21 protein-coding genes are annotated in these 17,977 nt (G+C 55.0%); 7 read left to right on the top strand and 14 right to left on the bottom strand.

Annotated elements, in window-relative coordinates:
* The 9 genes from B3X29_RS16680 to fkpA form a co-directional block, all read right to left on the bottom strand.
* Window positions 1-246 (bottom strand): GTP-binding protein (locus tag B3X29_RS16680; protein WP_227543195.1); only part of this gene is annotated, 246 nt, incomplete at its 3' end.
* 67 nt (window positions 247-313) lie between these two features.
* Window positions 314-2,428 (bottom strand): elongation factor G, encoded by a 2,115-nt coding sequence (gene fusA / locus B3X29_RS16675; protein WP_103177269.1) that lies wholly within the window; start codon window positions 2,426-2,428, stop codon window positions 314-316.
* Between the two features lie 96 nt (window positions 2,429-2,524).
* Window positions 2,525-2,995, bottom strand: coding sequence for a 30S ribosomal protein S7 (gene rpsG / locus B3X29_RS16670; RefSeq protein WP_004106370.1), 471 nt, complete (start codon window positions 2,993-2,995; stop codon window positions 2,525-2,527).
* 96 nt (window positions 2,996-3,091) lie between these two features.
* Window positions 3,092-3,466, bottom strand: a complete 375-nt coding sequence (gene rpsL / locus B3X29_RS16665; protein WP_003023654.1) for a 30S ribosomal protein S12 — start codon at window positions 3,464-3,466, stop codon at window positions 3,092-3,094.
* Between the two features lie 124 nt (window positions 3,467-3,590).
* Window positions 3,591-3,878 carry a sulfurtransferase complex subunit TusB gene (gene tusB / locus B3X29_RS16660; protein ID WP_103177270.1) on the bottom strand — a complete coding sequence of 96 codons (288 nt, stop codon included), beginning with the start codon at window positions 3,876-3,878 and terminating at the stop codon, window positions 3,591-3,593.
* Between the two features lie 7 nt (window positions 3,879-3,885).
* On the bottom strand, window positions 3,886-4,245 hold the full coding sequence (gene tusC / locus B3X29_RS16655; RefSeq protein ID WP_103177271.1) for a sulfurtransferase complex subunit TusC: 360 nt from the start codon (window positions 4,243-4,245) through the stop codon (window positions 3,886-3,888).
* Window positions 4,245-4,631 (bottom strand): sulfurtransferase complex subunit TusD, encoded by a 387-nt coding sequence (tusD, locus tag B3X29_RS16650; RefSeq protein ID WP_103177272.1) that lies wholly within the window; start codon window positions 4,629-4,631, stop codon window positions 4,245-4,247. Before tusD ends, tusC begins: the two co-directional genes overlap by 1 nt.
* Complete coding sequence (locus B3X29_RS16645) at window positions 4,631-5,353, bottom strand: helix-turn-helix transcriptional regulator (protein WP_103177273.1); 723 nt, start codon at window positions 5,351-5,353, stop codon at window positions 4,631-4,633. The genes tusD and B3X29_RS16645 overlap by 1 nt, the downstream gene beginning before the upstream one ends.
* Before the next feature lie 164 nt (window positions 5,354-5,517).
* A complete protein-coding gene (gene fkpA / locus B3X29_RS16640) occupies window positions 5,518-6,336 on the bottom strand; it encodes an FKBP-type peptidyl-prolyl cis-trans isomerase (protein ID WP_103177274.1) in 819 nt (272 codons plus the stop codon).
* Between the two features lie 236 nt (window positions 6,337-6,572).
* On the opposite strand from fkpA, the gene B3X29_RS16635 reads away from it, so the two are divergent.
* Complete coding sequence (locus B3X29_RS16635) at window positions 6,573-6,791, top strand: protein SlyX (protein ID WP_103177275.1); 219 nt, start codon at window positions 6,573-6,575, stop codon at window positions 6,789-6,791.
* Between the two features lie 52 nt (window positions 6,792-6,843).
* On the opposite strand, the gene slyD is transcribed toward B3X29_RS16635, so the two are convergent.
* From slyD to kefG, 4 genes are all read right to left on the bottom strand, one after another.
* Window positions 6,844-7,431 (bottom strand): peptidylprolyl isomerase, encoded by a 588-nt coding sequence (gene slyD / locus B3X29_RS16630; protein WP_159340227.1) that lies wholly within the window; start codon window positions 7,429-7,431, stop codon window positions 6,844-6,846.
* 94 nt (window positions 7,432-7,525) lie between these two features.
* Window positions 7,526-7,726: a YheV family putative zinc ribbon protein gene (locus B3X29_RS16625; RefSeq protein WP_103177277.1), complete on the bottom strand. Its 201-nt coding sequence runs from the start codon at window positions 7,724-7,726 to the stop codon at window positions 7,526-7,528.
* An 11-nt stretch (window positions 7,727-7,737) separates the two neighbouring features.
* The gene (gene kefB / locus B3X29_RS16620) at window positions 7,738-9,543 is read right to left on the bottom strand and encodes a glutathione-regulated potassium-efflux system protein KefB (RefSeq protein ID WP_103177278.1); all 1,806 of its coding nucleotides are present in this window, start codon (window positions 9,541-9,543) and stop codon (window positions 7,738-7,740) included.
* Complete coding sequence (kefG, locus tag B3X29_RS16615) at window positions 9,543-10,097, bottom strand: glutathione-regulated potassium-efflux system ancillary protein KefG (protein ID WP_103177279.1); 555 nt, start codon at window positions 10,095-10,097, stop codon at window positions 9,543-9,545. The genes kefB and kefG overlap by 1 nt, the downstream gene beginning before the upstream one ends.
* A 121-nt stretch (window positions 10,098-10,218) precedes the next feature.
* Here kefG and B3X29_RS16610 point away from each other — a divergent pair, with 121 nt between their 5' ends.
* The 4 genes from B3X29_RS16610 to B3X29_RS16595 all read left to right on the top strand — a co-directional run bounded on the left by B3X29_RS16610 (window position 10,219) and on the right by B3X29_RS16595 (window position 14,375).
* On the top strand, window positions 10,219-12,123 hold the full coding sequence (locus B3X29_RS16610; protein ID WP_159340226.1) for an ABC transporter ATP-binding protein: 1,905 nt from the start codon (window positions 10,219-10,221) through the stop codon (window positions 12,121-12,123).
* A 114-nt stretch (window positions 12,124-12,237) separates the two neighbouring features.
* On the top strand, window positions 12,238-13,254 hold the full coding sequence (locus B3X29_RS16605; protein WP_103177281.1) for a hydrolase: 1,017 nt from the start codon (window positions 12,238-12,240) through the stop codon (window positions 13,252-13,254).
* A 2-nt stretch (window positions 13,255-13,256) separates the two neighbouring features.
* Complete coding sequence (locus B3X29_RS16600) at window positions 13,257-13,475, top strand: YheU family protein (protein ID WP_103177282.1); 219 nt, start codon at window positions 13,257-13,259, stop codon at window positions 13,473-13,475.
* Between the two features lie 30 nt (window positions 13,476-13,505).
* Window positions 13,506-14,375 (top strand): phosphoribulokinase, encoded by an 870-nt coding sequence (locus tag B3X29_RS16595; RefSeq protein ID WP_103177283.1) that lies wholly within the window; start codon window positions 13,506-13,508, stop codon window positions 14,373-14,375.
* Between the two features lie 49 nt (window positions 14,376-14,424).
* Here B3X29_RS16595 and B3X29_RS16590 read toward each other — a convergent pair whose 3' ends face one another.
* Window positions 14,425-14,829, bottom strand: a complete 405-nt coding sequence (locus B3X29_RS16590; RefSeq protein WP_103824831.1) for an OsmC family protein — start codon at window positions 14,827-14,829, stop codon at window positions 14,425-14,427.
* A 310-nt stretch (window positions 14,830-15,139) separates the two neighbouring features.
* Between B3X29_RS16590 and crp the strand changes: the two genes are divergently transcribed.
* Window positions 15,140-15,772 carry a cAMP-activated global transcriptional regulator CRP gene (crp, locus tag B3X29_RS16585; protein WP_000242758.1) on the top strand — a complete coding sequence of 211 codons (633 nt, stop codon included), beginning with the start codon at window positions 15,140-15,142 and terminating at the stop codon, window positions 15,770-15,772.
* 57 nt (window positions 15,773-15,829) lie between these two features.
* Window positions 15,830-17,917, top strand: a complete 2,088-nt coding sequence (locus B3X29_RS16580) for a YccS/YhfK family putative transporter (protein ID WP_159340230.1) — start codon at window positions 15,830-15,832, stop codon at window positions 17,915-17,917.
* Window positions 17,918-17,977 lie beyond the last annotated feature (60 nt).

Raw genomic sequence — 17,977 nt, 5'->3', positions numbered from 1 at the left:
GCAGTCTACGTGTGCGTAGTGGCGAGTCGGGGTGTCATATTCAACGTGAGAAGTGTTGATGGTGATACCACGAGCTTTTTCTTCTGGTGCGTTATCGATCTGGTCGAATGCACGAGCAGAACCACCGTAGGTTTTAGCCAGAACGGTAGTGATTGCAGCGGTCAGGGTAGTTTTACCGTGGTCAACGTGGCCGATAGTACCAACGTTGACGTGCGGTTTTGTACGTTCAAATTTTTCTTTAGACACGGCTATATTCCTTACTATAGTGCCCCCTCACCGAGGGGGCACGGGACTTAGATTTTAACCCTACGGCTTATTTACCACGGGCTTCAATTACGGCCTGAGCAACGTTGTTCGGCGCATCATCATACTTCAGGAACTCCATGGAGTAAGAAGCACGACCTTTGGTCAGAGAACGCAGCTGAGTTGCATATCCGAACATTTCAGACAGCGGAACTTCAGCGTGGATCACAACGCCAGTAACGTTAGTTTCCTGACCACGCAGCATACCACGACGACGGCTCAAGTCACCGATGACGTCACCGGTGTTCTCTTCAGGCGTTTCTACTTCAACCTTCATGATTGGCTCAAGCAGAACTGGTTTCGCTTTCTTAAAGCCTTCTTTAAAGGCGATAGAAGCAGCCAGTTTAAACGCCAGTTCAGAGGAGTCAACGTCATGGTAAGAACCGAAGTGCAGACGAATACCCATGTCTACTACCGGGTAACCAGCCAGCGGACCAGACTTCAGCTGCTCCTGGATGCCTTTATCAACGGCAGGGATGTATTCGCCAGGAATTACACCACCTTTGATGTCGTTGATGAACTCGTAACCTTTAGGGTTAGAGCCCGGCTCCAGTGGGTACATGTCGATCACAACGTGACCGTACTGACCACGACCACCAGACTGCTTAGCGTGTTTACCTTCAACATCGGTAACTTTCTGGCGAATTGCTTCGCGGTAAGCAACCTGAGGTTTACCCACGTTAGCTTCAACGTTGAATTCACGCTTCATACGGTCAACGATGATGTCCAGGTGCAGTTCACCCATACCAGCGATGATGGTCTGGTTAGATTCTTCATCAGTCCATACGCGGAATGATGGGTCTTCTTTAGCCAGACGGCCCAGAGCCAGACCCATTTTTTCCTGGTCAGCTTTGGTTTTTGGTTCAACGGCGATAGAGATTACTGGCTCTGGGAACTCCATGCGCTCCAGAATGATCGGGTGATCTGGGTTACACAGGGTATCACCAGTAGTCACGTCTTTCAGACCGATAGCAGCAGCGATGTCACCCGCGCGAACTTCTTTGATCTCTTCACGTTTGTTCGCGTGCATCTGTACGATACGACCGAAACGCTCACGTGCAGCTTTCACGGAGTTCAGGATGGTGTCACCGGAGTTAACCACACCAGAGTACACGCGGAAGAACGTCAGGTTACCAACGAACGGGTCGGTAGCGATTTTGAACGCCAGAGCAGCAAACGGCTCGTCATCACTTGCGTGACGCTCAGCCGGCGTGTCTTTACCGTCGTCCAGGATACCGTTGATCGCAGGAACGTCTACCGGGGATGGCAGGTAATCAATTACCGCATCCAGCATCGCCTGAACACCTTTGTTCTTGAACGCAGAACCACAGGTTACCAGGATGATTTCGTTGTTCAGAACACGCTGACGCAGAGCTTTTTTGATCTCTTCTTCAGACAGTTCTTCACCACCCAGGTATTTCTCCATCAGATCTTCTGAAGCTTCTGCAGCGGACTCGATCAGGTTCTGGTGCCATTCGTCAGCCAGGTCCTGCATGTCAGCCGGGATATCTTCATAAGTGAAGGTTACGCCTGCGTCTTCTTCATTCCAGTTGATGGCTTTCATTTTCACCAGGTCAACAACACCGGTGAAACCTTCTTCAGCACCAATCGCCAGCTGCAGCGGAACAGGGTTCGCGCCCAGACGGGTTTTGATCTGACCAACAACTTTCAGGAAGTTCGCACCCATACGGTCCATTTTGTTAACGAACGCAATGCGTGGAACTTTATATTTGTTTGCCTGACGCCATACGGTTTCAGACTGTGGCTGAACACCACCAACTGCGCAGTAAACCATTACCGCACCATCAAGAACACGCATGGAACGTTCTACTTCGATGGTGAAGTCAACGTGGCCCGGGGTGTCGATGATGTTTACGCGGTGTGGTTCATACTGCTTAGCCATACCAGACCAGAATGCAGTAGTCGCTGCGGAGGTGATGGTAATACCACGCTCCTGCTCCTGCTCCATCCAGTCCATGGTTGCGGCGCCGTCATGAACTTCACCGATTTTATGGTTTACACCGGTGTAGAACAGAATACGTTCGGTGGTAGTGGTTTTACCGGCGTCGATGTGCGCACTGATACCGATGTTACGGTAGCGTGCGATGGGTGTTGTACGAGCCATTTGATTCCTCGTTTATCTTTTTAGGCGTTCAGTTAAGTAACCCAAAGCGGGCTGCTTCGCTGAAGCGCCCGCCTGGTGACTAATACTCCGAAGGAATTACCAACGGTAGTGTGCGAACGCCTTGTTGGCTTCTGCCATACGGTGAACGTCTTCACGTTTCTTAACTGCAGTACCTTTGTTGTCTGCAGCGTCAGAAAGTTCGTTCGCCAGACGCAGAGCCATGGATTTATCACCGCGTTTACGAGCAGCTTCAACGATCCAACGCATTGCCAGAGCATTACGACGGACCGGACGGACTTCAACTGGTACCTGATAAGTAGAACCACCAACGCGGCGAGACTTAACTTCTACAGTCGGACGCACGTTGTCGAGAGCTACTTCGAAAGCTTCCAGTTCATTTTTACCAGAACGCTGAGCCAGGGTCTCCAGCGCGCTGTATACGATTGCTTCTGCAGTAGATTTTTTACCATCTACCATCAGGATATTTACAAATTTTGCCAGCAGTTCTGATCCGAATTTCGGATCTGGAAGAATTTTACGCTGACCAATGACGCGACGACGTGGCATGGGAATACTCCGTTGTTAATTCAGGATTGTCCAAAACTCTAAGAGTTTAGTGTGACATTAAGATAAATCAGTTTGGCCTTACTTAACGGAGAACCATTAAGCCTTAGGACGTTTCACGCCGTATTTGGAGCGAGATTGCTTACGGTCTTTAACGCCGGAGCAGTCAAGCGCACCACGAACGGTGTGGTAACGAACACCCGGAAGGTCTTTTACACGACCGCCACGGATCAGGATCACGGAGTGTTCCTGCAGGTTGTGACCTTCACCACCGATGTAGGAAGTCACTTCAAAACCGTTAGTCAAACGCACACGGCATACTTTACGCAGTGCGGAGTTTGGTTTTTTAGGAGTGGTAGTATATACACGAGTACATACGCCACGTTTCTGCGGGCAGGCTTCCAGCGCAGGCACGTTGCTTTTTGCAACTTTGCGTGCACGTGGTTTGCGTACCAGCTGGTTAACTGTTGCCATTAAATAGCTCCTGGTTTTAGCTTTTGCTTCGTAAACACGTAATAAAACGCCCTCATACAATATGAGGACGCGAAATTTTAGGGCTACGTCGAAAAGGTGTCAAGAATTATACAGCGATCTCAGATCACCAGTTCATTTGGCCGGTGTGCTGGATGGCCAGATTTACGAAATCAGTATAGCTAACCACGTCAATTTTGGTTGAAATTTGACCAATGAGGCCGCGAGCCTCGATATCATCTTTTAGCGCTGAGACAGAGATGGGGGCATTACAGAGAATATCAACAAAGCGGCTGCCTTCTACTGCCGCCAGAACGCCATCCTGGATCAGCAGCACAGTATCACCCTCACGCAGCATGCTTAACAGGCTTTCGATGTCGCAGTGCCAGGGGGAACGGCTCAGGGTATGGAGCATGCGCGCCTCAGAATGTCAGGATTGTGTCGTAGTGGGAAAGCTGTTCCCGCAGTAATGCCGGTGCAAGTACAGTCGCGTCCAGAATGAAGGGGGTATTCTCTTTCAGGCCGCGGGCCTGCAGTGAAGCTGCACAGACATAGAACGTCTCGATGTCATACAACGGCAGGACTTTAAATGTCGAGATGTAATCCCGCGCCAGCACCGCCTGCGGCTGCTGACCGGCAAGCAGCTGAAATACGCCGTCTCCGATAAAGAACACACCGATCTCTTCCGTCAGTGCAGAAGTGGCCAGTAACGCATCCAGCCCTTCCCTTCCAGCGGCACTGCCATGTGGGGCAGAATGAAATACAAACGCAACGCGGTTCATCAGAATTGCACCATACGATCGCAGGTTAAGGCAGCCTGTGCCAGCGCCCCAAGACCGCTAAGGGAGAAGCCCTCGTTAAGATTCGCGGCAGGCAAACCGAGACGTTGCGCTTCATTCGCATCGCTTACGCCCCGACGCAGAGCCGCCGCCACGCAGATATGCAGGGCAACGCCATGCTCCTGGTTCAGCGACTGCCAGGCCCGGACCAGATCGAACTCGTCTGATGCGGGAGAGGTCAGCTGGTTTGCGTTATACACCCCTTCCCGATAAAAAAAGACGCTGACCAGCTCATGTCCGGCCGCCAGCAGTGCGCGGGCAAACTGCAACGCGCTGCTGGCCTGCTGTGTACCGTATGCCGGGCCTGTCACCATTAATGCAAAACGCATTACTTCTCTTGCCCCAGGAAATCGCCGCTTTTGAACTGACGGATGTAGAGATAGACCGTGTGCTTGGAGATGTTGAGGCGATCGGCCACCTGGTTAATGGCGTCTTTAATATCAAAAATGCCTTTTTCGTAGAGGTTAAGCACGATCTGACGATTCTTGGCATTGTTGGAGACGTTACGATCGGCATTAACTTCTTCAATGGTGAATTCCAGCGTCTGGGTCACGAGATCTTCAACGGAAGAGGCAAAGTTTACTGTGGATCCAACATCCGGCGTTTCTGGCGGAATGAAGGTGTTCATGATCTGGGAGAACGGCACATCAAGGTTCATGTTGATGCACAGCAAACCAATCACGCGATGATCGCGGTTGCGGATCGCGATGGTCACGGACTTCATGAGAACACCGCTCTTCGCGCGGGTGAAATAACATTTGGAGACGCTGCTGTCCGCGCCGGTCATGTCGTGCAGCATACGCAGTGCAAGGTCAGTGATTGGCGAGCCGATTTTACGGCCAGTATGCTCACCATTGGCGATGCGGATGGCAGAACATTTCAGATCTTGCAGGGAGTGCAAAACGATTTCGCAGTGGGACCCAATGAGCATCGCTAACCCGTCCACTACCGCTTCGTAGGATTTCAGAATATCGAAATCGGTCTGATCGAAAGGACGTTGATCCAGCAAATCAAGTTCGCTGGTTTCGTTGGTTAAAAGCGACCTGGTCATGAAAAAAACACTCCTTTTCAGGAGCCTGTCGGTAGGTTTTCAGGGCAGGCTCATTATTTACACGGGCAATTAAGTTAATACAGCGTAGATAGCGCTTCCAGTGTTAATTATATCTATACCCCAATAAAAAAACCGCCGCTTCTGAGGCGGCGGTTTTAACCGGTTTACTTCTTGGTGGCTTCTGCCGGCGCTTCTGGCTTCGCGTCAGGCTTAGCATCCGCTTTCGGCGCTGGCTTGATGTCCAGCAACTCTACGTCGAATACCAGGGTGGAGTTAGCCGGGATACCCGGGACACCCGTTTTGCCATAAGCCAGATCCGGTGGGATGACCAGCTTGATTTTACCGCCTTTCTTGATGTTCTTCAGGCCTTCAGTCCAGCCAGGGATAACACCATCAAGACGGAATGAGAGTGGCTCACCGCGGGTGTAAGAGTTATCGAACTCTTTACCGTCGGTCAGGGTACCTTTGTAGTTCACAACGACGGTATCGCTGTCTTTCGGTGCCTCGCCAGTCCCTTCTTTCTCTACTTTGTAGACCAGGCCAGTAGGAGAAGTTTTTGCGCCTTTCTCTTTAGCGAAAGCGTCACGGAAGGTTTTGCCTTTCGCTTCGTTCTCAGCCGCGTCTTTCTCCATCTTCTCCTGCGCTGCGCCTTTCACGCGCGCTTCGAAAGCCTGCAGAGTTTGCTCGATTTCCTGGTCAGACAGTTTGCTCTTGTCTGCAAAAGCATCCTGTACGCCCGCGATCAGCTGCGCCTGATCCAGCTTGATGCCCAGTTTTTCTTGCTCTTTCAGAGAGTTTTCCATGTAACGGCCCAGAGATGCGCCCAGTGCGTAGGCTGATTTCTGGTCGTCATTTTTGAACGCCGCATTGCTGTCAGCAGTCGCAGCAGGTTTCGCCGCGGTATCGGCAGCGAAAGTCAGCGGCGCATGCAAAGCGACAGCCATCGTGGTCGCCAGCAGCGTTACTTTAAACAGTGATTTCATCCATTTCTCCAGGGCCGGGGACTCTCACCCCGTGTTAAGCGTAAATGAGTAGCGTACTATAAAACGTTGAGGAACAAATCTACAGGTAGACACCCCTGATTAGCACCACATTTCAGACTATTTTTGTTTAAATTAGTTTCGCAGCAAGGGGATGTTTACTGCGCGCAAGGATAATCTCAGGTAAAATTCGCCGCCGCCAGCCCCGGACGGGTTTAACGAAACAAACGAGGTGAATCATGCAGAATAGAGAGATGGAAGCACGTCTGGCTGAGCTTGAAAGCCGCCTGGCTTTTCAGGAGATCACCATCGATGAGCTGAATCAGACCGTCACCGCCCACGAGCTGGAGATGGCAAAGCTGCGGGATCTGATGCGTCTGTTAACGGAAAAAGTAAAAGCCTCCCAGGCATCGCACATCGCGTCGCAGTCGGAAGAGACGCCGCCACCCCATTATTGAGACGTAAAAAAAGCGGGAATATCCCGCTTTTTTGTGCCTTAAGGCGTAACGCTTAGTGGCAACCGCAGCCGCCGTTACCGCCGCAGCCGCCTTTACCGTGCTCGTGGCCATGGTCGTGATCGTGGCCGTGACCACCGCAGCAGCCATCGTGAACGTGATCGTGGTCATGACCGTGCGCACCATGAACGTGGCCGTGAGCCAGCTCTTCTTCAGTGGCTTCGCGGATCGCAACCACTTCAACGTTGAACTTCAGGTTCTGGCCAGCCAGCATGTGGTTGCCGTCAACCACAACGTGGTCGTCTTCAACTTCGGTAATTTCTACTGGAACCGGACCCTGGTCAGTTTCAGCCAGGAAACGCATGCCAACCTGCAGCTCATCAACGCCCATGAAGACGTCTTTAGGAACACGCTGAACCAGGTTTTCATCGTACTGACCGTAAGCGTCGTTTGCGCCTACAGCAACGTCAAATTTGTCACCAACTTCATGACCGTCCAGCGCGTTTTCCAGGCCGGAGATCAGGGAACCGTGACCGTGCAGGTAGTCCAGCGGCGCACTCACCGGAGACTCATCAACCAACACACCGTCTTCTGTACGTACCTGATAGGCCAGGCTGACCACCAGGTCTTTTGCTACTTTCATGATATCTCCTGAGCGTGGGAAAATTGCTGGCGCAGATTGTAGCCGAATTCTGCACCCGTGTACCCTTTAGCTTAAAAAAACTCGGGGCATATCGCTAGTCCGGATGAAAAATGCCGATCACTTGTTCTTCTTTGCGAACGTGATCGCGCACTTCTTTATCGGCTTCACGCATCTGGTGACCGCACTTAACACACTCAACAATATCGATATTGTTCTCTCGCCACATGGCCAGTGAATCCTGAGCCTGGCAGGCCGGGCATTTCGCGCCGGCGATAAAACGTTTACGTACCGCCATTCTTTACCTCGTTATTCATATTCATCCCAGCCGTCCGGCTGCCGACGCTCCTGCTGCATCTCACGCTGGAAAATCTCTTCCAGCTCGCGACGCGCCTCCCGTACGCGGGAAATCTGCACCGTATCGGTGTGGACCGGCATCAACTCGCGCAGCATGCGCATATCAAGACGACGGAAATGTAACTGCGCGCGCTGGGCCTGATGAGGATGCATACCCAACGTCACTAATGCTTTACGCCCCAGCTCCAGCGCACTGGAGAAGGTCTCGCGGGTAAAATACTTTACCCCTGCCTGAAGCAGCTCATGTGCCTCAACACGCCCTCGCGCCCGGGCCAGGATGTGCAGATGGGGAAAGTGCTGCTGGCAGATCTCCACCAGCTTCAGGGTGTCTTCCGGATCATTACAGGTGATAACAATCGACTCCGCCGCCTCTGCGCCTGCGGAGCGCAGCAGTTCGACCTGTGTAGCATCGCCGTAATAGACCTTATAACCGTACTTGCGCATCAGGTTTACCGCGCTGATGTCGCGCTCAAGCACCGTCACGCGCATTTTATTCGCCATCAGCAGACGCCCGATTACCTGCCCAAACCGCCCGAAGCCCACCACGATCACCTGCGGTTTATCGTCCTCCACAAAGGGCGCTTCATGCTCATCTTCCGGGGCATTCATCCGGCGAGACAGCTGCTTATCGATAAGCTTCATGAGCAGCGGCGTGGTCATCATCGACAGCGTCACGGTCACTAACAGCAGCGCCATCTGGTCATCCTGAAACAATCTCTGGGACGATGCTGTGGAGAAGAGCACAAAAGCGAATTCGCCCCCCTGGCTCAGCACCCCGGCAAGCTGCGCCTTTTCCGCCTGCCGCAGGCCGTAAACCCGCGCCAGCCCATACAGCACCGCCATTTTAACCGTGACCAGCACGGCAACGCTCATCACCACCCACAGGATATGGGTGTAGAGCACGCCGAGATTGAGCGCCATACCGACAGAGATAAAGAACAGCCCTAACAGCAGCCCTTTAAAGGGATCGATGGCAATTTCCAGTTCATGCCGGTACTCACTCTCCGCCAGCAGCACACCCGCGATAAAAGTACCGAGCGCCATCGACAGGCCCAGCGCATCCATAAACAGGGCCGATCCCAGCACCAGCAGCAGCGTCGCGGCGGTAAATACCTCGCGTACGCCGGAGGCGGCAATAAACCGGAACACCGGGCGGAGCAGATAGCGCCCTCCCACCAGCATGCCGGCAAAGGCCAACACCTTCATGCCGATCTTCATCCAGTCGAAATGCTCCTCTCCCGATCCTGCCAGCAGTGGAACCAGGGCCAGCGCGGGGATCACCGCCAGATCCTGAAACAGCAGGATCGAGAAGCCCAGCTGCCCCGCTTCGTTGCGGTTCATGCCCTTATCGCGCATCAGCTGTAACGCCATTGCCGTAGAGGACATCGCCAGACCAATCCCGCCAACCACCGCGGCCTGCCATGAGAACTGGGTCAGCATCAGGAGTCCACCGAGGATCACCGCGCTGCACAGCACCTGCGCGGCACCCACACCAAAGATCGAGCGCCGTAGTTGCCAGAGCTTCGTCGGGTTCAGCTCAAGGCCGATAATAAACATCAGAAAGACGACGCCCAGCTCCGAGAAGTGCAGGATTTCGTCCACATCGCTGATGAACCCCAGCCCCCACGGACCGATGGCGATGCCCGCCAGCAGATAGCCGAGCACCGCGCCAATCCCCAGACGCGATGCCAACGGCACCGCCACCACGGCGGCAAACAGGAACAACACGCCTGCCAGTAAAAGATCTGAGCCTTCCATCAGTGACCTCCCGTCAGATTTGGCCCCGCCAGCCACTCACCGTACGCGCGGGCATGGCTGGCCAGCTCATCCTGATGCTGCCGACGAGCCCAGTAGATAATGATCGGACTCAGCCAGTGCATGCGGCACATGGCCGCAGTCAGCTCGAACGGGCGTAAGATCTCGTTCATCGAGTAGCGGTTAAGCCCATCGTGGCGATACGCACTCTCCGGCTCGCCAGTGGTAATGACGCTCCGCCAGGACTTTCCCGCCAGCTGGTTTCCTCCCACCCCACTGGCAAATCCACGGCTCAGGACGCGATCCAGCCACTCTTTCAGCAGCGCGGGGCAGCTGTAGGTGTAGAGAGGATGCTGAAATACGATGACGTCGTGCTGACGCAGCAGCTCCTGCTCATAGGGAATATCGATAAAAAAATCGGGGTAGTGCGCGTAAAGATCGTGCACTGTCACATTACTTAGCTGTAATGCCGGTTGTAGCAAAACCCGGTTGGCGACCGAGTCCTGAGACTCCGGATGGGCATACAGCAGCAGCACTTTGGCTGTCTGGGACATCATTCCTCTCCCGGGTCGTCATCACTGTTGTTTTGGGCTACCATGGCACACCCACGCGGCGCGTGGCGGCACATTTAACCTGATTATAATGACAACTTAACATAGTCGGAACATACGGCGCTCTATGATTGTTTTCTCCTCATTACAAATTCGTCGCGGCGTACGTGTCCTGCTGGACAACGCTACAGCCACCATTAACCCGGGCCAGAAAGTCGGCCTGGTGGGCAAAAACGGCTGCGGTAAATCCACGTTACTGTCATTGCTGAAAAACGAAATCAGTGCCGACGGCGGTAATTTTACCTACCCCGGCAACTGGCAGCTGGCCTGGGTAAACCAGGAGACGCCAGCCCTGAGCGTACCGGCGATGGATTATGTTATCGACGGCGATCGGGAATACCGCAAGCTGGAAGCGGAGCTGCATGCCGCCAACGAACGCAACGACGGCCATGCGATTGCCACCGTGCATGGCAAACTCGACGCTATTGATGCCTGGACTATTCGCTCCCGCGCCGCCAGCCTGTTGCACGGCCTGGGATTCAGTAACGAGCAGCTGGAACGCCCGGTCAGCGATTTCTCCGGTGGCTGGCGCATGCGCCTTAACCTGGCCCAGGCGCTGATCTGCCGCTCTGACCTGCTACTGCTCGATGAACCGACTAACCACCTCGATCTGGATGCGGTGATCTGGCTGGAGAAGTGGCTGAAGAGCTATCAGGGCACGCTGATCCTGATCTCCCACGACCGTGACTTCCTTGACCCGGTGGTGGATAAAATTATTCATATCGAACAGGAAACGATGTTCGAGTACACCGGCAACTACAGTTCGTTTGAGCGCCAGCGCGCGGTACGCCTCTCCCAGCAGCAGGCGATGTACGAAAGCCAGCAGCAGCGCGTGGCGCACCTGCAGAGCTTTGTCGATCGCTTCAAGGCGAAAGCATCAAAAGCCAAACAGGCCCAGAGCCGCATTAAGATGCTGGAACGCATGGAGATGATCGCCCCGGCGCACGTCGACAACCCGTTCCACTTTAGCTTCCGCGCGCCGGAAAGCCTGCCCAACCCGCTGCTGAAAATGGAAAAGGTCAGCGCGGGCTATGGCGAGCGCATCATCCTGGACTCCATCAAACTCAACCTGGTGCCGGGTTCCCGCATCGGTCTGCTCGGGCGCAATGGCGCCGGTAAATCGACGCTGATTAAGCTGCTGGCGGGCGAGCTTACGCCGGTACGTGGCGATATTGGTCTGGCGAAGGGCATCAAGCTTGGCTACTTCGCTCAGCATCAGCTGGAATTTTTGCGCGCGGACGAATCGCCACTACAGCACCTGGCGCGTCTGGCCCCGCAGGAGATGGAGCAGAAGCTGCGGGATTATCTGGGCGGCTTCGGCTTCCAGGGCGATAAAGTGACCGAGAATACTGAGCGCTTCTCCGGCGGCGAAAAAGCGCGTCTGGTGCTGGCCCTCATCGTCTGGCAGCGCCCTAACCTGCTGCTGCTCGATGAACCGACTAACCACCTGGATCTGGACATGCGCCAGGCGCTGACCGAGGCGCTGATTGAGTTCGAAGGCGCGCTGGTGGTCGTTTCGCACGATCGTCACCTGATCCGCTCCACCACCGACGATCTCTACCTGGTGCACGACAGTAAAGTAGAGCCTTTCGACGGCGATCTGGAAGATTATCAGCAATGGCTGACGGACGTACAGAAGCAGGAAAACCAGCCGGAAGAAGCTGCGAAAGAGAACGCCAACAGCGCCCAGGCCCGTAAGGATCAGAAGCGTCGCGAAGCTGAACTGCGCACCCAAACCCAGCCGCTGCGTAAAGAGATCACCCGTCTGGAAAAAGAGATGGAGAAGCTCAACGCCACGCTGGCCACCGTGGAAGAGAAGCTGGGCGACAGCGGCCTGTATGACCAGACTCGTAAAGCCGAGCTAACCGAGTGCCTGCAGGTGCAGGCTAAAACCAAATCCAGCCTTGAGGAGTGCGAAATGGCCTGGCTGGAGGCGCAGGAGCAGCTCGAAGAGATGCTGCAGGCGGACTAATCCTTCCTGGCTTAGCAGGCGGCAACTCAACCGCCTGATAAGCCGCGATTAAACAAATGTAAAAAGTATCAGGCTGTATAGTAAAAGCAGACCACACAAATACTTCACAACCCTATGACACAAACAATCCCATCCGAATTTAACTTTACGCCCGACGAGAGCGCGACCTTTGTCCCCATGCGGGGCCTGTCGAATCGACACCTGCAGACCATGCTGCCGCGTCTTATCCGTCGTAAAGTGCGTTTTACCCCTTTCTGGCAGCGCCTTGACCTGCCGGATGATGACTTCGTTGACTTAGCCTGGAGCGAAGATCCGCTTCAGGCACAGCACAAACCCCGGCTGGTGGTCTTTCACGGTCTGGAGGGCAGCCTGCACAGCCCCTATGCTCATGGTCTGATTGAGGCGGCGAAAGCGCGCGGTTGGCTGGGCGTGGTAATGCATTTCAGAGGCTGTAGCGGCGAACCCAATCGCCAGAAACGCATCTATCACTCTGGCGAAACAGAAGATGGTACCTGGTTCCTGCGCTGGCTGGCAGAGACTCACGGCCCTGCCCCCACCGCTGCGGTAGGCTATTCGCTGGGGGGAAACATGCTGGCCTGCCTGCTGGCAAAAGAGGGGGACGCTATTCCGCTGGACGCCGCCGTTATCGTTTCTGCTCCGTTTATGCTGGAACAGTGCAGCTATCATATGGATAAGGGCTTTTCGCGCGTCTATCAGCACTACCTGCTTAACCTGCTGAAAGGCAACGCCTCACGTAAACTGAAAGCCTATCCGGGCTCGCTGCCGGTCAACCTGGAGCAGCTCAAGCGCATGCGACGCATTCGTGAATTTGACGATCTGATCACCGCGAAAATCCATGGCTTTGCCGATGCGATTGACTACTATCGCCAGTGCAGCGCCATGCCGTTGCTGAATCAAATCACCCGGCCTACGCTGATTATTCACGCGAAAGACGATCCGTTTATGGATCATCACTCGATTCCGGCGCCGGAACATTTACCGGCAAACGTAGAGTATCAACTGACCGAACATGGTGGGCACGTGGGCTTTATCAGCGGAACGCTGCGTAGACCGCAGATGTGGCTGGAGACACGTATCCCGGACTGGCTAACCCCCTATCTGGAAAAATAGACATGATCATTCCCTGGCAGGATCTGGCTCCCGAAACGCTGGATAATCTGATTGAAAGCTTTGTGTTACGCGAAGGCACCGATTATGGTGAAGAGGAACGTTCGCTTGAGCAGAAGGTCGCTGATATCAGGCGCCAGCTGCAAAGCGGTGAGGTGCTGGTCGTATGGTCCGAGTTGCACGAAACTGTCAACATCATGCCTCGCAATCAATTTCGCGGTTAACCGCGACATCTTTCCACTCAGGGAGTTGCTATGTCCGCCAGACATCCGGTTATCGCCGTCACAGGGTCGAGTGGTGCAGGTACCACCACCACCAGCCTCGCCTTTCGTAAGATCTTCTCGCAACTGCATCTGCGTGCCGCGGAGGTCGAAGGCGACAGCTTTCACCGCTACACCCGCCCTGAGATGGATATGGCCATCCGCAAGGCCCGTGATTTAGGCAAACATATCAGCTACTTTGGCCCCGATGCTAACGACTTTGGCCTGCTGGAGCAGACCTTCGCAGAGTACGGGCGAAGCGGCACGGGCCAGTCGCGCAAATACCTGCATACCTATGACGAAGCGGTACCGTGGAACCAGGTTCCGGGCACCTTTACGCCCTGGCAGCCGCTGCCAGAACCCACCGACGTGCTGTTTTATGAAGGTCTGCACGGCGGGGTCGTCACGCCGCACCATGACGTGGCGCGCCATGTCGATCTGCTGGTGGGCGTCGTACCCATTGTAAACCTGGAGTGGATCCAGAAGCTGACGCGGGATACCAGCGAACGCGGCCATTCCCGAGAAGCGGTGATGGATTCGGTGGTTCGCTCCATGGAAGATTACATTAACTTCCTCACGCCGCAGTTTTCCCGCACCCATATTAATTTCCAGCGCGTCCCGACTGTGGACACCTCTAACCCCTTTGCCGCAAAAGCGATCCCGTCGCTGGATGAGAGCTTTGTGGTGATCCATTTCCGCAATCTGGACAATATCGATTACCCCTGGCTGCTGGCGATGCTGCAGGGCTCGTTTATCTCGCACATGAATACGCTGGTGGTCCCGGGCGGGAAGATGGGACTGGCGATGGAGTTGATCATGACGCCGCTGGTACAGCGGTTAATGGAAGGGAAGAAGATCGATTGAGGCTTGTAGGCCGGGCAAACGAAGTGCCGCCCGGCGTTTGATCCGGGACTTACGCCTCGATCACTTCATACGAATGGGTAATATTGACCGCTTTTTCCAGCATCAGCGCCACGGAGCAGTACTTCTCCGCAGAGAGATCCACCGCGCGGGAGACCGCAGCATCTTTCAACGCTTTGCCAGTGACCACGAAATGAAGGTTGATATGGGTAAAGAGACGCGGCGCTTCATCCCGGCGCTCTGAGGTCAGTTTCACTTCGCAGTCGGTCACATCGTGACGCCCTTTTTGCAGAATCGAGACCACGTCGATAGCGCTGCATCCCCCTGCCGCCATCAGAACCACTTCCATCGGGCTGGGTGCTTTATCACCGGAGTTGCCATCCATCAGAATCTGGTGCCCCGAGGCGGACTCACCGAGGAACGTTAACCCTTCAACCCATTTCACACGTGCTTGCATTTTAACTCACTCCAGGCTTGCATTTTTTCTGTCAGATTACGCGCCAGTAACAATTCTGGCAAAGGAAGTCGACCTGCATCAAGCTGAAGCGAGACACCAGGAGACACGCGGCAAAACCTATGCTAAAACAGTCGTGATGCTACAGTAATACATTGACGTTGCACATGTATGCAGAGGACATCACACATTACAGGCTGCTAATTATTGTGACAGCCAGATCCCCAGGTAAGGGGAAGAATTCGATTGCAACCCCAGAGCGAAGGTAGAAAGCCTGACTCTGGAGACAGCTTATAACAGAGGATAACAGCGCATGGTGCTTGGCAAACCGCAAACAGACCCGACTCTCGAATGGTTCTTGTCTCATTGCCACATTCATAAGTACCCATCGAAGAGCACGCTGATTCACCAGGGTGAAAAAGCGGAAACGTTGTATTACATCGTCAAAGGCTCAGTGGCAGTGCTGATCAAAGATGAAGAAGGCAAAGAGATGATCCTCTCTTACCTGAATCAGGGAGACTTTATCGGTGAACTGGGCCTGTTTGAAGAAGGTCAGGAGCGTAGCGCCTGGGTCCGGGCAAAAACTGCGTGTGAAGTGGCTGAGATCTCTTATAAGAAATTCCGCCAGCTGATCCAGGTTAACCCGGATATCCTGATGCGCCTCTCTTCGCAGATGGCTCGCCGTCTGCAGGTCACCTCTGAGAAAGTGGGTAACCTCGCCTTCCTGGACGTGACGGGCCGTATCGCTCAGACGCTGCTGAACCTGGCGAAACAGCCAGACGCCATGACCCACCCGGACGGTATGCAAATTAAAATTACCCGTCAGGAGATCGGTCAGATCGTCGGTTGTTCCCGTGAGACAGTGGGTCGTATTCTGAAAATGCTGGAAGATCAGAACCTGATTTCCGCCCACGGTAAAACCATCGTGGTTTACGGAACACGTTAATTCCGCTCAGACGGCGTGGCATCGCATGATGACACGCCGTTTTTGTCTCTCTCACCCATGTGGCGCAGGCTCATTTATCACCCGGAAGTTAACTACGCACTACGGCAAACCCTGGTGTTGTGTCTCCCTGTGGCTGTGGGGTTAGTACTCGGTTATCTGCAATACGGCCTTCTGTTTTCTCTTGTTCCCGCCTGCTGCAACATTGCGGGTCTCGACACGCCCCATAAACGCTTTTTTAAACGCCTGATAATTGGCGGCTGCCTGTTTGCTGGCTGTAGTCTGGCGGTACAATTGCTGCTGGCGCGTGATATTCCGCTGCCCCTCATTCTGACCGCACTGGCGATGACGTTAGGGGTCACGGCGGAGATCAGCGCCCTCCACGCCCGCCTGCTGCCCGCCTCGCTGATTGCGGCCATCTTTACCCTGAGCCTGGCGGGGAATTTACCGATCTGGGCGCCGCTGCTGATCTACGCCCTGGGGACACTCTGGTACGGGCTGTTTAACTGGTTCTGGTTCTGGCTGTGGCGGGAGCAGCCGCTGCGTGAATCCCTGAGCGTACTCTACCGCCAGCTGGCTGATTACTGTGAAGCCAAATATACCCTGCTGACCCAGCACACCGACCCGGAAAAATCGCTGCCGCCGCTGCTGGCGCGCCAGCAGAAGGTGGTGGACCTGATTAGTCAGTGTTACCAGCAACTGCATATGCTGGCGGCGAACAGGAATCATGAATACAAGCGGCTGCTGCGTATCTTCCAGGTGGGGCTGGATCTGCAGGAGCATATCTCCGTTAGCCTGCATCATCCGCAAGAGGTGCAAAAGCTGGTCGAGCGCAGCCACGCTGAAGCGGTGATCCGCTGGAACGCGCAGACCGTCGCCGCCCGGCTGCGGGTACTGGCCGACGATATTCTCTATCACCGCTATCCCACCCGCTTTAACATGGACAAACAGCTCGGCGCGCTGGAGAAAATTGCCCGCCAGCATGCGGATAACCCGGTCGGCCAGTTCGCCGCCTGGCACTTCAGCCGTATTGCCCGCGTGCTTCGCACCCAACGCCCGCTCTACCCGCGTGACCTGATGGCGGATAAGCAGAAGCGCCTGCCGCTGATCCCCGCCCTGAGAAGCTATCTGTCGCTAAAGTCTGCCGCCCTGCGTAATGCGGCACGTATCAGCGTCATGCTGAGTATCGCCAGCCTGATGGGTATGGCGCTGCACCTGCCTAAGCCTTACTGGATCTTAATGACCGTTCTGCTGGTGACGCAAAACGGCTACAGCGCCACGCGGGTGCGCATCCTCCACCGGGCAGGCGGCACGATGGCGGGGCTGATTATTGCGGGGATCACCCTGCACCTTCACGTCCCGGAAGGCTATACCCTGACGGGTATGCTGCTGGTAACGCTGGTGAGTTACCTCATCATCCGTAAGAACTACGGCTGGGCGACGGTGGGCTTTACGCTGACCGCGGTCTACACCCTGCAACTGATTACGCTCAATGGTGAGCAGTTTATTATCGCCCGGCTGGCAGATACGCTGATTGGCTGCCTGATTGCCTTTGGCGGCATGGTGTGGCTGTGGCCGCAGTGGCAGAGCGGATTGCTGCGACAGAACGCCCACGACGCGCTGGAGGCCGACCAGGAGGCCATCCGCCTGATCCTCAGCGACGATCCGCAACCCACGCCGCTGGCCTGGCAGCGCATGAAGGTCAACCAGGCGCATAATGCCCTGTTCAACTCCCTCAACCAGGCGATGCAGGAGCCGGGCTTCAATTCGGCCTATCTGGCGGATATGAAACTGTGGGTGACGCACAGCCAGTTTATCGTCGAGCATATCAACGCAATGACGACCCTGGCGCGGGAGCATACGATGCTGACGCCAGACCTGGCGCAGCGTTATTTGCAGTCGTGTGAAATCGGCCTTCAGCGCTGCCAGCAGCGCCTGGAGTATGATGAGCCGGGTGAGAGTGGGGACAGCAATATTCTGGAAGCGCCAGAGACGCTGACGCACGGCCCGATGAGCACGCTGGAACAGCATCTGCAGCGCATTCTGGGGCATCTGAATACTATGCACACCATTTCGTCGGTGGCCTGGCGCCAGCGTCCACATCATGGCATCTGGTTGATCCGGCGTTTGAAACGCACACCGTATTAAACGCCGGGTGGCGCTGCGCTTACCCGGCCTACGGTCTTGTAGGCCCGTGCAAGCGTAGCG

Source organism: Leclercia sp. UBA5076 (genome assembly GCF_002416465.1).
Classification (GTDB): domain Bacteria; phylum Pseudomonadota; class Gammaproteobacteria; order Enterobacterales; family Enterobacteriaceae; genus Enterobacter.
Note: the sequence above shows the minus strand (reverse complement) of the source record. Positions and strands in the feature narration are given on the sequence as shown.

Coding starts and splice junctions, on each gene's coding strand:
- fusA (WP_103177269.1), bottom strand. CDS start 2,428: ATGGCTCGTACAACACCCATCGCACGCTACCGTAACATCGGTATCAGT.
- rpsG (WP_004106370.1), bottom strand. CDS start 2,995: ATGCCACGTCGTCGCGTCATTGGTCAGCGTAAAATTCTTCCAGATCCG.
- rpsL (WP_003023654.1), bottom strand. CDS start 3,466: ATGGCAACAGTTAACCAGCTGGTACGCAAACCACGTGCACGCAAAGTT.
- tusB (WP_103177270.1), bottom strand. CDS start 3,878: ATGCTCCATACCCTGAGCCGTTCCCCCTGGCACTGCGACATCGAAAGC.
- tusC (WP_103177271.1), bottom strand. CDS start 4,245: ATGAACCGCGTTGCGTTTGTATTTCATTCTGCCCCACATGGCAGTGCC.
- tusD (WP_103177272.1), bottom strand. CDS start 4,631: ATGCGTTTTGCATTAATGGTGACAGGCCCGGCATACGGTACACAGCAG.
- B3X29_RS16645 (WP_103177273.1), bottom strand. CDS start 5,353: ATGACCAGGTCGCTTTTAACCAACGAAACCAGCGAACTTGATTTGCTG.
- fkpA (WP_103177274.1), bottom strand. CDS start 6,336: ATGAAATCACTGTTTAAAGTAACGCTGCTGGCGACCACGATGGCTGTC.
- B3X29_RS16635 (WP_103177275.1), top strand. CDS start 6,573: ATGCAGAATAGAGAGATGGAAGCACGTCTGGCTGAGCTTGAAAGCCGC.
- slyD (WP_159340227.1), bottom strand. CDS start 7,431: ATGAAAGTAGCAAAAGACCTGGTGGTCAGCCTGGCCTATCAGGTACGT.
- B3X29_RS16625 (WP_103177277.1), bottom strand. CDS start 7,726: ATGGCGGTACGTAAACGTTTTATCGCCGGCGCGAAATGCCCGGCCTGC.
- kefB (WP_103177278.1), bottom strand. CDS start 9,543: ATGGAAGGCTCAGATCTTTTACTGGCAGGCGTGTTGTTCCTGTTTGCC.
- kefG (WP_103177279.1), bottom strand. CDS start 10,097: ATGATGTCCCAGACAGCCAAAGTGCTGCTGCTGTATGCCCATCCGGAG.
- B3X29_RS16610 (WP_159340226.1), top strand. CDS start 10,219: ATGATTGTTTTCTCCTCATTACAAATTCGTCGCGGCGTACGTGTCCTG.
- B3X29_RS16605 (WP_103177281.1), top strand. CDS start 12,238: ATGACACAAACAATCCCATCCGAATTTAACTTTACGCCCGACGAGAGC.
- B3X29_RS16600 (WP_103177282.1), top strand. CDS start 13,257: ATGATCATTCCCTGGCAGGATCTGGCTCCCGAAACGCTGGATAATCTG.
- B3X29_RS16595 (WP_103177283.1), top strand. CDS start 13,506: ATGTCCGCCAGACATCCGGTTATCGCCGTCACAGGGTCGAGTGGTGCA.
- B3X29_RS16590 (WP_103824831.1), bottom strand. CDS start 14,829: ATGCAAGCACGTGTGAAATGGGTTGAAGGGTTAACGTTCCTCGGTGAG.
- crp (WP_000242758.1), top strand. CDS start 15,140: ATGGTGCTTGGCAAACCGCAAACAGACCCGACTCTCGAATGGTTCTTG.
- B3X29_RS16580 (WP_159340230.1), top strand. CDS start 15,830: ATGTGGCGCAGGCTCATTTATCACCCGGAAGTTAACTACGCACTACGG.